This window comes from Desulfocurvibacter africanus subsp. africanus DSM 2603, from assembly GCF_000422545.1.
GTDB lineage: Bacteria > Desulfobacterota > Desulfovibrionia > Desulfovibrionales > Desulfovibrionaceae > Desulfocurvibacter > Desulfocurvibacter africanus.
This window is the reverse complement of record NZ_AULZ01000025.1, coordinates 38,423-51,159: the sequence shown is the minus strand read 5'-3', so window position 1 is coordinate 51,159 and position 12,737 is coordinate 38,423. Positions and strand designations below refer to the sequence as shown.

Genomic DNA, 12,737 nt, shown 5'->3' with positions numbered 1-12,737 from the left:
CGTGGTTCCTCCAAACCCCAATCGCTTGGAACCCTGGGAATATGACAAGGAGCTGTACAAAAAGCGCAATGAGATAGAGCGTCTATTCAGACGACTCAAAGGTTACAGGCGCATTTTTACCCGCTACGACAAGCTCGATGTCATGTACCTTGGCTTTCTCACCTTGGCACTAATTGTAGAGGCGCTCAGATAGCGTTAACAGGCCCTAGAGCATTTTGCTTTTGAAAATGCTCTACAAGCCATGCGTCGGCATGGCTTGCCGCCGCGTAGGCGTAGGCGCAATTCACTTGCGCCGTCAACGCCGGAGCAGGCGTCTTATAAGCGATCTGCTCTAGATAAAGTTCATGAGCGACATCTTCATGATGCTCGAAGAGGATTTGAGCACGGCCTCGTAGCCGATTTGCTGCTGCGCAAGCTTGGTCATGAGTTCCGTGACGTCCACGTCCTCGACCGCGCTCAGGCGCTCCTCTTCGTTGTATTCCAGATTGGTCAGCACGCTTTTGGCCACCACCAGCCTGTTTTCGCGGCCCGCGTAGCTGGCAACCTGATTCAGCAGATGCTCGCTGGACGTGCGCAAGTGTTCCAGAGCGTCCTGGCAGCCGTCCTGGTTGTTGGTCTCCAGGCTGGACAGCAACCGGCCCACGGTGTCGAACAGGTTCTTGTCGCGGTCGTTGCCGAAAACGAGGCTCGGCGCTGCAGCGCTTGGGTCCTGATAGATGCCGCCGAAGATATCCTTGCCGATTCCGTTGATCACCACGGACTCGTTCTGGGAGATGTCCACGGAGATGTCAGCCGTGCGGGGGCGGATGGAGAACTGCTGGCCGGTAGCTACGTCGGTGTTCACGTCCGTGGGCATGGTCAGAGTCAGGGTGCCGCCGGGCACGGTCATCATGGCCGTCGTGTCCGTGGGTTGGGCCGGGGCCGTATTGTTCTGCTTCCAGGTCGAGCCGCCATCAGTGCTGTAGGAATAAGTGATGGTATCCGTTCCATTGTACCCATCCACGCGCACGAGGGTATTCTTGTTGAACACGCCCGAGGCGCTACCCGTGATACCGCCTGCGCCGAATTCGTCCACCTCGATGGCGTCCTTGTCGTCGCCCATGTATTGGGCCGTGGGATAAACCCACATCCAGGAGCCGGAGGTGTCGTTGGTGTCTGTCGCGCTCACGGCCGTGAACTGGGGAGGCGTGGCCGCGTCGATGGTCACCCTCACCCCGCCCATGTCCAGCAGGAAATCGCCGTTGGCATCAGGAACTACAGCGGTTGGAGCGCTAAAGGTCTTTCCGCCGTCGGTTGAATACCGGAACAAATCACCCAAGGCCAAAGGCGTCACGCCGTCGCCATCCAGCATCTGTATAACCACGGTCTTCGGAGCGTCGCCCTCGACCTTGAAATCCACGCCGTTCAAGTCGGCATTGTCATTGCCGCGCATCCACATGGCCGCCTCGAAGGCCGACTCCTCGGTCTTGTGGCCGGCGAAGATGGACTTGCCCTCGAAGCGCTGGTTGGCCAGCGTGATGAGCTGGTTATACATCTCGCGCACTTCGTAGCTGATCTGCTCGCGGTTGTCGTCGGTCAGGTGGCCCGTGGAACCCTGCTCGGCCAACTCCTTGAGCCTGGTGACGATCGTGTTCATCTGGAGAATAGTGTCATCAGCCTGCTTGAGCCAACCCTGGGCCGTGCCGATATTGCTCCGGTATTGATCGATGGAGCTCAGCGTTTCCCGGTGGTTGTACACCTGATAGATGCCGGCCGGGTCATCCGAACCCTTGTTGATGCGTTTCTGCGACGCAGCCTGCATGTTCAGATCCATATATTGGCTCAACGACGAATTCATATTCGATACGTAATTCGTGAAGAGCATCTGTTGCGAGACGCGAATCATGCCTTCGTCCTCCTTAGGGCTTGAGGCCCAGCAACGTCTGCAGCATCTGGTCCGCGGTGGAGATGAGCTTTGCCGCGGCCGTGTAAGAGTGCTGGAACTTGATGAGGTTGCTCATCTCCTCGTCCAGGTTCACGCCGGACAGGGATTGCTGCTGCGCATCCAGATCCTGGGCCAGTGAATTCTGGTAGGAGAAATTGAACTGCGCGCCTGACGTATCCGCGCCCACGCTCGATACCAGCGCGTTGTAGAACTCCGAGAGCGTCTGGTGAGACGTACCCCCGAAGTCGGTGTGGATGTCCAGCTTCGTGTCCTTCAGGGCGGCGATGTCCAAAGCGATGAGATTGTCACCCTTGTTGATCTCGCCAGCGCCGTTGTAGTGGCCGGCGTTGATGAGCGAAGTGTTGCTGGCCACGGCCGAGTTGATCTCAATGCTAGTGGCGTCGGTGCCCGAGAAGTACGTGTTGATGCCCAGGCCGGCCAGCAGGCCGGTGGAATCCTGGCCAAAGCCGAAAGTATGACCGTTGCCAGAGGCAATGCGCAACGAGCCATTCACGATCGAAGCCTGCACGGGCACGGCGGGGGGAGGCGGCGGGAACATGCCGTTGAAGGCGTCGTTGAAGGCATCCCGGACGTCCTCCAGGCTGTGGTTCTCGGGGTCGAAATTGGGATTGCCGGGCGTGATGCCGTATGCCGAGAAATCAAGGCTTTGCGTACCCACCATCGCTCCGGTGCCGTCGTACACATAAAACTGCAAGTTGCCGCTCTGCAGCTTGTCGCGAAAGAACAATCCCGAGGTGTCATTGACCAGGGGCACTGTCGAATCGAAGACCTGGTATGTGCCCGTGGCTTCGGACAACTTCTTCAAACCCGCGCCTTCGCTGTGGATGGAGTTCACGGACCAGATGAGCTCCTTGGCCAAGGCGTCGAGCTTATCGCGGTACTGGCCGATGTAGTTGTCGCGGAAGTTGAAGAAGCCGGCCAGGCTGCCGCCGGTGATGCGGCGGTTGTTGTCCTCGCCGTTGGCGTAAATCTGGGGGGTGATGTTCTCGGAGGTCGAGGTGTCCTGGTACCAGTACACACCGGATTTGGGTGCTACGATGAAGTCATCTCCGACTTCGGGCCCATTGGAGGGGGGGGTCAAGGAGGAGCCCTGCTGACCGAACCATATCTTCACCCCGCGCACTTCAACCAAGTGCGCCTCATCGCCGGCCGGGAATTGCAGTTCCACTCCATTTTCATCCTTGAGCCAAGTCTTGCCGCCGTCCAAGGACACACGGAACATGGCTGCCGTGGCCGGGTCGCCCGAATACTCGGAACCCGCCGTTCCGGCGCTCACGAAATCAATGGTGTACTCGAAGTCATCCATGCCATCGAAGTAAAGCTTGCCATCCGCGCCAAACGTGGAACCCGCAACCAAGCTGCTAGTGACCCGCGGCCCTTCGAACTTCAGGCTGAAGGTCTGATCGTTCTGCAGCAGGGTGTGACCGGCCTTGGTGGTGATGGTAAAGTCTTGCTCGTTGCCGCGCGTGATGACGTTGATGTCGAGCTTGCCGGCCAGTTCGCGCACGAGCCTGTCGCGATCGTCGCGCAGGGCGTTGGCGTTATTCTGGCCCGGAATCTCGACTTGCTTGAGCTGCCCGTTGATGCCGGCGATCTTGTCCAGGATCAGGTTAATGTCGTTCACGTCCTGCTGGATGAACTCGTTGGCCTGCTGCTGCATGCGAGTCATCTGCGCGTCGGCCTGATGAATGACGCTAAGCAGGTTGTCGGTATCGGCAAGGAGCGTCTCGCGCACCGCGTAATTGTCAGTCTCGGTGGTCAACTTTTGCCAGTCGCTGAAGAACTGGGTGAGGGAGCTGCTTATTCCGCCGACTTTGTCAGACTCATAAAGCAGGCTGTCCACGGATTTCAGGCTGCCGAACAGCGTATCGTAGCGCTGTTGCATAGTGGACTTGTCCAGGTAGTTCGTCTCGATGAAGCGGTCGAAGTGTCGCAGAACCTCGGCCGCCTCCACGCCCATGCCGATCTGGCCGGGCCTGTAGTCAAGTTGCAGGCTCTCTTCCAGCCGCACGTAGCGGCGGGAATAGCCCACGGTATTCACGTTGGATATGTTCTGGCCCGTGACCTCGATGGCCGCCTGGGAGGCGAAGAGGCCCTTGCGGGCGATATCCATGATATTGTTGATGCCGGACATTTACAGCCTCCCCTGCAGGATGGCGGCTCCGCGTTTGGTTTTGGGGAACTTGCCGCGCGCCGTATAGGTTTCCTTCTGTTCGGGATTGATCTTGCCGTGGAGGAAGGTGAGCAGCTTCCTGCTCTGATCGTGCAGCGCCAGGGCCAGTTCGAAGTTCTTGGCCGCAAGGGTCGCGCAGTTCTGCTCGCGGCGATCCAGCTCTTCGAGCAGCGCCGCCACTTCGGGCCGTTCGGCCTCGGGCAGGGTCTGGATGAAGGCCGTCAGGCGTGCGGCGCCGGGCGCCACGGCCTGGATCATGGACTTCATCTCCACTCGCTCGCTGGTTATCTGGCGCAGGAGGTCCTGAACGGATAACTCGATGCCCGACACGGCCTGGGGGTTCCCCTGGCGCAGGTAGGAAAATTCTTCCCCGAGCAGCGAAGCCAAAAGGCTCAATGCGTTCTTCTGCCGGTTCAGGCTGTCCAGGATGCGGCGCTTCATTGCTCAACTCCCCTCTCGCTCCCAGCCCCCTGCCAGCCTTGTCGATTCTATGCCGTACGCAGGAGTTCCGGGTTTAGCGCGATATTGCCCTGCCTGACCTCGAAGTACAGGCGTGGGACGTTTTTGCCATACTCTGGGGCTAATTGAGCAATTTCTCTGCCAGCGGTGACGCGCTGTCCCTGGCTCACCTGCACGTTCTCCAGATGGCCGTAGACGCTGCGCAGTCCGTCGCCATGCTCGATTTCCACCACAAGGCCCAAGTCCGGCCGACGCTCCACGGCCGTGACCACGCCCTCCAGGCAGGCGGAGACGCTGGACAGGGCCGGCGCGGCAATCTCCACGCCGCTGCGGGAACCGGACGGCAGGCGATTGGTGGGAGCCGCGAAGCCGAACTGGGAAACAGTCCGGCCTTCGATCGGCCAGTCGATGTGCGGCAAAGGGAAGCCTGCGGACTTGGCCTGTTCCGTTTCGAGCCGCGCCTGGCTTTCGATTTCCAGCGCAAGGTGATCGATGCGTCGGAATATCTCGTCACGGGGCAGGACCGCCGGATCGGCAGCGCCCTGCTCCGCGACCGGAGTGGACGGCTCGGAGCGGGTCTTGAGCTTGGCCTGCTCAACCTCCGGCAGCGGCTTGATCTCCACCGGCGCACCCGGAGTGGCGGACTTGCTCTTCTCCACGAGTTGCGTCTTGAGCTGCTCGTAAAGCATGTCACCGATGCCGATTCCACCCGAGCCCGCGAGCTTGCGCGACAGCTCCTGGTCGAACATGGACAGGTAGAAGTCTTCCTGCTTGCTGTGCAGGTAGCCTTCCTTGGGCACTGTGTTGCGCATCTGCTCCCACAGCTTGCCGATGAAGATGGCCTCGAAATCCTGGGTAGCTTCCCTGAGCTTGGCCTTGTCCTGGTTGGGAGACTCGAAGCGCCGGCGTAGCGCTTGGCTCTGGGCTGCAAGCTTGGCGTAATTCGACAGCTCGGTCTGGTCTTGGACCTCGTTCATCATGCCGGGAAAGAGTTGGTCGGACATATTAGATCACCTCCAATTCGGCCATGAGCGCTCCGGCGCTCCTGAGCGCCCGCAGGATGGAAATCAGGTCGCGCGGAGTAGCCCCGATGGAGTTGAGGCCGTCCACCAATTCCTGGAGTGTGGCGCCTTCCATGAGCACGAGCCTGTTATTCTCCTCACGCACCTGGATCTCGGTCTCGGGCACCACCACGGTCTGGCCTTGGCTGAACGGCTGGGGCTGGCTCACGTTGGCGCTCTCCGAGATGATGATCTGCAGGCTGCCGTGGGAGATAGCCACGCGGCTCAGGCGCACGTTCTGGCCCACGATGACCGTGCCGGTCTTCTCGTCCACCACGACCTTGGCCCTGGCGTCGGGCGTGACCTGCAGGTTCTCCAGCGAAGCCATGAGCGGCACCAGGTTGCCCTGGAAACGCTCGGGCACGGTCATGTCGATGGTGGAGATGTCCGCCGCCCTGGCGTAAGGCCCGCCCAGGGTGCGATTGATGCTATCCACCACCTGCTGGGTGGTGCTGAAGTCGGCGATGTTCAGGTTGATGGTCATTATGTCCTGGTTGTTGAACTCGAAGGGCACCTGGCGCTCCACCGTGGCCCCATGCGGAATGATGCCCACGGTTGGGATGTTGGACGTGGCCGAGGCAGCCTCGCCGCCGGCGCTGTACCCGCCCACGGTGAGCGGGCCCTGGGCCAGGGCGTAGACGTTGCCGTCAACGCCGCGCATTGGCGTGAGCATGAGCACGCCGCCGAGCAGGCTCTTGGCGTCGCCCAGGGAGGATATCGTCGCGTCCAGGCGCGCGCCTGGGCGCGACGAGGATGGCAGGTTGGCCGTGACCATGACCGCGGCCACGTTCTTGGGCTTCAGATTTTCCTGTTCCACGCGCACGCCCATGCGTTCGAGCATGTTGACCATGGACTGAATGGTGAACGCCGAGCCGCGGTTGTCGCCCGTGCCGGCCAGGCCCACAACCAGGCCGTAGCCTACGAGCTGGTTGCTGCGCACGCCCTTGAAGGTGGCGATATCCTTGATGCGCGTGGCCTGCGCCGATGTGGCGAACAGGGTCAGCAGCATGCAGGCGGCGAGCGCCGCGGCCAGGGAGATGTTTTTCCTACGCATGAGTATTGCGCTCCGCAAACCTTAGAAGGGCCAAATGTTGTCGAGGATGCGGGCTATCCAGCCTGGCCTCTGCTTGTCGGCCAGCACGCCCTGGCCGTAATACTCGACCTCGGCGTTGGCCATCTGGCTGGAGGAGATGGAGTTGTCCGGTCCGATATCCCTGCTGCGCACGAGCCCCCGCACCACGAGGATCTGCGTCTCGTCATTGATGCGCATCTGCCGCGCGCCTTCGACCTGCAGCAGGCCGTCGGGAAGCACGCGGATGACCCGCGCGCCCACGGCTGCCGTAAGGTCCGATTCCCGGGATGTTTCGCCCGAGGCGCTGAACTTCGAAGTGGTATTGGCCCCGATCATTGGATCGGTCCCCACCGTTCCCGGAAAATTGATACCGGCGATCCCGACCTTGCTGCGGCCGAAGTAGTTTGTAACACCGGCCTGGTAGCTCAAATCTTTGTCCGAGGTCGTATCAGCCGTATGCGAGCCGCTGGAGGTTTCCACGATGCGCACGAGCACGATGTCGCCCACCCTGCGCGCACGGTCGTCCTCGAAAAGCAGGCTGTTCTGCCCCGCATCGAACAGCGAGCCCGGGTTGTTTTGCGACACTGGCGGTGGCGGCACAGGCTGGGTCAGCACGGGCATGGCAGTCGGCGTCTTTTTGCCGGGGGCGCAGGCCACCAGGGGCAAGGACGCCGCTACGAGGAACACGGCCAAGTGTACGAGCACACGCATGATCTCTAAACCTCCGTTACGATATCGAGCGGCTTCAGCGCACCGCTACCGTATCCTTGCTCATGACTACGGCCTGCACGAGCTTGCCTGAATGAATGTTGCGCACCGGGATGGTTTCGCCCAAGCCGCCGGCCTGCATGGCCTCGGCCTGGATGGCCAGTTGCACGTGCCGGCCCTGGTAAACCAGATTAACCGTAGAGCCCTTGACCACCAGAGGGACGGGCTCCAGAATGTCCAAACTGAAAGGCTGTTCCGTTCCCACTGGCCGTTTGACCTGCCAGGGACCGCCTTTGCCGTCCCAAGGGGCGCCACGGAAATAGGCCAGATTCTTTTCCTGAAAGGTGACCATGTCCGGCGTGATGGCCTCGCCTGGATTCACTGGCCTGGAAGCGCAGGCCACGGCCACCCAATGGTCCACAAACACGTTGGCCGCCACCTGGCGCACGAGCCTGCCGTCGCCGGCCACGGCCTTGATGCGCAAGTTGACCCGGCCGGCGGCGAGCTTGTCCAGAAGCTCGATCTCCAATCGGGCGTAGCCCTCGTCCAGAGACACGACCTCGGGGGCGTTGAAGCCCGCCAGTTCCGCCCTGCCGCCCATGAGCGCCAGTTTGGGCCGGAGATACTCCTCCACCCGCGCGAACAGCGCCGACTTGTCCAGCAGCGCGCCGCCGCGCTGCACAGTCAGCCCCGAAGGAATGGAGCAGCGCACGGCGAGTTCGCCGAGATGTTCGCGCAGCAGCTCCGCGAGCATGCGGCGCGAGAATACCTCGGAGCGCCCTTCCCGTTCCGGCGATGGCCACAACTCCATGCGCGCCAGCTTCTCCCATGTCCCGGCGGGTATGGGACCGTAGGGCGTGGCGATTTCTCCCAGCAGGATTTTGCTCCCTTGGGCGCAGGCGCTGGTCTTGATGGACAGTCCCCAATCGATGGCCGACGCCCCGGCCACGACGACGAGAACCGCCGCAATCGCAAGGACAATCGCCAGCTTCGGGGCCATGGCCGTGAACGAAAACATCTGCACGTCTGCGCTCCCTCCGCGCGGCCCTAACGCTTCACGTTGATGGCGGTCTGCAGCATCGTGTCCGAGGTGCTGATGGCCTTGGAGTTCACTTCGAAGGCGCGCTGGCCGATGATCATGCCGACCATCTCGTCCACCAGCTCAACGTTGGAGCCTTCCAGGAAACCTTGGGCCAGGGTGCCCACGTTCTCCTCGCCCGGAGTTCCTGCCGTGGCCGGGCCCGAGGCCTCGGTCTCGATGAACAGGTTGCGGCCGATGGCGTTGAGGCCGGCGTTGTTCTGGAAGGTATAGAGCTGGAGGTCCGTGGAGGACAGCTCGTTGCCCTGACGATCCAGGGCGGCCAGATGGCCCTGCTCGCTGATGACCACGTTGACGGTCTCGGGCGGCACCGTGAACTCCGGCTGCAGCAGATAGCCGTTGGCCGTGACCATCCTGCCTTCATTATCGAGCTTGAAGGCTCCGGCGCGGGTGAAAGCTTCGGTGCCGTTGAAATCCACCAGGAAGAAGCCGTCGCCTTCGATGGCTATGTCCAGCGGATTGCTCGTATTCTGGAAATCGCCCTGAGTGAAGAACTTGTGCACCGTCATGGGCCTGACGCCCATGCCCATCTGGATGCCCACCGGCGTCACGTTGCCGCCCTCGGTGCGTGTGCCGGCAATCTTCATGGTCTGGTACATGAGGTCCTCGAACTCGGCCCGGCTCTTCTTGAAGCCTATGGTGTTCACGTTGGCCAGGTTGTTCGAGATGGTGTCAATGTTCATCTGCTGGGCGACCATGCCCGTGGCGGCCGTCCAAAGCGAACGCATCATGAGATATATCCTCCGCTGTTAAACAGATTTGCCCATGCTTTTGATAAGCGAACTATCCATATCCTGGGAGCCGCGCATGATCTTCTGATAGGCCTCGAACACTCGGTTGACCTCGATCATGCGCACCATCTCCGTGACGATCTCCACGTTGGAGGACTCCAGGAAGCCCTGCTGGATGACCGGCGAAATCCTGGTCTGAGGCGTGCCGTCACTGCCTGTCGTTATTTCTGGCATGCCGGGCGACACAGCCATTTCATTGGCCTCAAAGTCCTCGGAGAGCTTGTAGAGATTCTGGCCGTCCTTGATGACGCCCCGCGGGTTGTCAAAACGCACCAGAGCTATGGTGCCCACCTGCGCTCCGCCCTCGCTGACGTTGCCGGCGGGATCGATCTCCACCACGCCGCTTCCGGACAGAAAGATGGGGCCGTCGGTGCCCAGCAGCGGATTGCCGTTGCTGTCGACGATTTGACCATTCGGCATGGCATTGAAATGACCATTGCGGGTGTAGCGCACGCCATCCGGCGTCAGGATTTTGAAGAACCCGTCACCCTGGATGGCTAAATCCAGGGGATCGCCTGTTTTGCGTAGAGACCCCTGCGCGAAGTCGGTCTTGTGCTCGGCCAGGCGCGGCTTGGCGATGACATCGGCATCCGGCCACAGGGGCTTTGCGCGCAAGTGCTCCTTTGAGTCGAGGATGTAGTCGTGGGCGAACGGGACGAACACGTCCTTGAAGGTTACACTGTCGGTTTTGTAGCCCGTGGTGCTCACGTTAGCCAGGTTGTTACTGATGATATTCATGCGATGTTCGCTGGACAGAGCCCCGAACACGGCGCTGTATATGGCTTCCTGCATGTCGGACACCTCCCTTGGACAGACGTTAGCAAGTCATACGCCAACGTTGAAAGCACCAGTACAATCACTAACTTATGACAAGGTATTCAAAATGGATCCAACTGAACGCAGGCTTCGCGCCAAGCGTGCCCCTGGCAGGGGTTAACCGAATATCCTTCAGAAATGAGCTTGGCCGGATTGTCTCGAAGTAGATTGCGTCAGAGAGTTTCGCTATTATGCAAGGAGCATGCGCTAAAAGAATTTTTTCTGTTCCCCCTTGCATTTGGAGGATACTGTTGTTAGATGGCAACAGCCATGACGGTGCCCTGAACCCAAAGGCTTTGTACTAGGGACTCGGGCGTGGGGAGCCTTTCGTTGAGTTGACATTCGGCGAAAAGGTCCCTAGGCTGTCCTGTGCTTTGAGCGGGTGTAACTCAGCTGGCAGAGTGCAAGCTTCCCAAGCTTGATGTCGCGGGTTCGACCCCCGTCGCCCGCTCCAGCCAAAGCCTCAGAACAATTTGCCCCATGGGGCGTTCGTTTCGAGGTGGGCCGCATGGTCCACTTTTTTATTTTCACAGCGGAGCGGACATGGCAGTCACAACCGAAATCACTAACCGCATAGCCCAGGCAGCCAGGACTGTTATAGAGCCTATGGGGCTCAGTCTCTGGGGCGTCGAAATAGTCCTGGATGGCCGTGGCCAAACCGTGCTCGTCTACGTGGAGTCGCCCACGGGCGTCAGCGTGGAGCAGCTCGCGGAGGCCAGCCGCAACATCGGGCTCGTTCTGGACGTCGAGGATTTCATCCCCGGCACATATCGACTGGAACTCTCATCTCCCGGCTTCGAGCGATCCTTTTTTTCCACGGAGCAGATGCGGGATTACATGGGAGAAAAAGTCGAGATACGGACCAGCGTTCCGCTGGGTGACCGTAGAAAATTTCGTGGTATCCTCAAGGAAGTCCGCGAGGACTCCATCGCCGTAGAGGCGGAGGGTCAGCTCTTCAATCTTCGGTGGGAAGATGTGAAGAAGGCCAGGCTGATCGTCGAAGATCCCTGGAAGCATGCTGACAAGAAAAAAACGCAAGGCAAATCCAAGGCATGACGATCTTCCGCCGCATGCACATCGGAGGTACGCCATGGGCAGTGAACTGAGGAAGGCCATCGACCAGATCAGCAAGGACAGGGGTATCGATCGCGACCTGCTCGTGGATACCCTTGAAGAGGCCGTCCGATCCTCGGTCGTACGCAAGTATGGTGATGAACTCGACATAGAGGTCAACTTCAGCGAGGACACCGGCGAGATCGAGGTCTTCCATTACAAGGTCGTGGTGGATGAGGTCGAGGACCCCAACACCGAGATCTCCATGGAAGACGCCCGCCAGCACGACCCCGGCGTGCAGATGGACGATGATATCGGCTTCAAGCTCAATATCGAGGATCTTGGCCGCATCGCCGCCCAGTCGGCCAAGCAGGTCATCATCCAGCGCATGCGCGACGCCGAGCAGGAAATCATTTTCGAAGAGTATAAAGACCGCATGGGCGAGATCGTCAGCGGCATCATTCAGCGCCGCGACCGCTCGGGCTGGATCATCAACCTGGGCCGCACCGAGGCGCTCCTGCCCCGCGAGGAGCAGATTCCCAAGGAGCGCTACAAGCGCGGCGACCGCGTACAGGGCTACATAATCAACGTGCTCAAGGAAGGCCGCGGACCGCAGGTCATCCTCTCGCGCTCGCATCCCGAATACATGTCCGCCCTGTTCCGCCGCGAAGTGCCCGAAGTGGCCGATTCCGTGGTCAAGATCATGGGCGTGGCCCGCGATCCGGGCAGTCGGGCCAAGGTGGCCGTCATGTCCCGTGATCGCGACGTGGATCCGGTCGGCGCTTGCGTGGGCATCCGCGGTTCGCGCATCCAGAATATCGTTCAGGAATTTCGCGGCGAGCGCATCGACATCGTTGTCTGGAAGCCGGACATTGCCGACTACGCGCGCAATGCTCTGTCTCCGGCGCTGATAACGCGCATCACCGTGGACGAGGAGGAGAACCTGCTCGAAGTGGTGGTGCCGGATGACCAGTTGACCCTGGCCATCGGCCGCAAGGGCCAGAACGTCAAGCTCGCGTCCAAGCTCCTGGGTTGGAAGATCGACATCTTTACCGAAAGCAGATACGGCGAGCTTCACGCCGCACGTCAAACGCTTGAGCAGGTCGCCAATGTTGTCGAAATCAACATTGAGCGTTTCCTGGAAGCCGGTTTCGACTCTCTGGAAGAAGTCGCCCGCGCCGAGGATGAGGATCTGCTCAAGATCCGCGGCATGAGCGAATCCAAGATCAACGACCTGCATGCGGCCATCAAGCTGCTGGCTCCTTCCGCTTACGCCACCCCTGCGGACATGACCGAAGGTGAGATAGGGGAAGATGTGCAGGCCGATGCCGCCGAGGAACCCACGCCGGGCGACTACTCAATCCTCTCCGAGGAGGCCGGGGATGTCACCCTGGACAAGGTCGAAGACCTGACCGAGACGGAAGCCCAGGCCGAGGCCGAGTTGTTGGCCTCGGGCGCGGAGCACGAAGATGAGGAAAGTCCGGCCGCAAGTGAGTCCGGCAAGAGAATAGAAGAGGAATAACCGTCGGGGCGGTTGCATGATGGACCGCCCTGATTAGT

The 12,737-nt window shown here is 60.5% G+C and carries 12 protein-coding genes and 1 tRNA gene; 4 read left to right on the top strand and 9 right to left on the bottom strand.

Annotated elements, in window-relative coordinates; translation table 11 throughout:
* The coding region (locus H585_RS0115685; protein WP_027368516.1) for a transposase at positions 1-193 on the top strand (193 nt) is incomplete at its 5' end.
* A gap of 138 nt (positions 194-331) precedes the next feature.
* Here the strand turns inward: H585_RS0115685 and flgL are convergent.
* Genes flgL through flgF form a run of 9 tightly spaced genes read right to left on the bottom strand, consistent with a single transcriptional unit; the run spans position 332 to position 10,100 of the window.
* Positions 332-1,885: a flagellar hook-associated protein FlgL gene (gene flgL / locus H585_RS0115680; protein WP_051183181.1), complete on the bottom strand. Its 1,554-nt coding sequence runs from the start codon at positions 1,883-1,885 to the stop codon at positions 332-334.
* Between the two features lie 13 nt (positions 1,886-1,898).
* The gene (gene flgK / locus H585_RS0115675) at positions 1,899-4,079 is read right to left on the bottom strand and encodes a flagellar hook-associated protein FlgK (protein ID WP_027368514.1); all 2,181 of its coding nucleotides are present in this window, start codon (positions 4,077-4,079) and stop codon (positions 1,899-1,901) included.
* Positions 4,080-4,559 carry a flagellar export chaperone FlgN gene (flgN, locus tag H585_RS0115670; protein WP_027368513.1) on the bottom strand — a complete coding sequence of 160 codons (480 nt, stop codon included), beginning with the start codon at positions 4,557-4,559 and terminating at the stop codon, positions 4,080-4,082.
* A 47-nt stretch (positions 4,560-4,606) separates the two neighbouring features.
* Positions 4,607-5,581 carry a peptidoglycan DD-metalloendopeptidase family protein gene (locus H585_RS0115665; RefSeq protein WP_014261614.1) on the bottom strand — a complete coding sequence of 325 codons (975 nt, stop codon included), beginning with the start codon at positions 5,579-5,581 and terminating at the stop codon, positions 4,607-4,609.
* Position 5,582: 1 nt separating this feature from the next.
* Positions 5,583-6,692: a flagellar basal body P-ring protein FlgI gene (locus tag H585_RS0115660; RefSeq protein ID WP_005984331.1), complete on the bottom strand. Its 1,110-nt coding sequence runs from the start codon at positions 6,690-6,692 to the stop codon at positions 5,583-5,585.
* Between the two features lie 21 nt (positions 6,693-6,713).
* A complete protein-coding gene (locus H585_RS0115655) occupies positions 6,714-7,421 on the bottom strand; it encodes a flagellar basal body L-ring protein FlgH (protein WP_027368512.1) in 708 nt (235 codons plus the stop codon).
* Between the two features lie 34 nt (positions 7,422-7,455).
* Positions 7,456-8,436: a flagellar basal body P-ring formation chaperone FlgA gene (gene flgA, locus H585_RS0115650; RefSeq protein ID WP_237707752.1), complete on the bottom strand. Its 981-nt coding sequence runs from the start codon at positions 8,434-8,436 to the stop codon at positions 7,456-7,458.
* A 29-nt stretch (positions 8,437-8,465) separates the two neighbouring features.
* Positions 8,466-9,248: a flagellar basal-body rod protein FlgG gene (gene flgG, locus H585_RS0115645; RefSeq protein WP_005984337.1), complete on the bottom strand. Its 783-nt coding sequence runs from the start codon at positions 9,246-9,248 to the stop codon at positions 8,466-8,468.
* Between the two features lie 18 nt (positions 9,249-9,266).
* Positions 9,267-10,100, bottom strand: a complete 834-nt coding sequence (flgF, locus tag H585_RS0115640) for a flagellar basal-body rod protein FlgF (RefSeq protein ID WP_027368511.1) — start codon at positions 10,098-10,100, stop codon at positions 9,267-9,269.
* Between the two features lie 402 nt (positions 10,101-10,502).
* Between flgF and H585_RS0115635 the strand changes: the two genes are divergently transcribed.
* The 3 genes from H585_RS0115635 to nusA all read left to right on the top strand — a co-directional run bounded on the left by H585_RS0115635 (position 10,503) and on the right by nusA (position 12,699).
* Positions 10,503-10,578 (top strand) — tRNA-Gly (locus tag H585_RS0115635).
* 89 nt (positions 10,579-10,667) lie between these two features.
* Complete coding sequence (locus tag H585_RS0115630; protein ID WP_014261618.1) at positions 10,668-11,180, top strand: ribosome maturation factor RimP; 513 nt, start codon at positions 10,668-10,670, stop codon at positions 11,178-11,180.
* 34 nt (positions 11,181-11,214) lie between these two features.
* Positions 11,215-12,699 carry a transcription termination factor NusA gene (gene nusA, locus H585_RS0115625; protein WP_027368510.1) on the top strand — a complete coding sequence of 495 codons (1,485 nt, stop codon included), beginning with the start codon at positions 11,215-11,217 and terminating at the stop codon, positions 12,697-12,699.
* Positions 12,700-12,737: the final 38 nt, after the last annotated feature.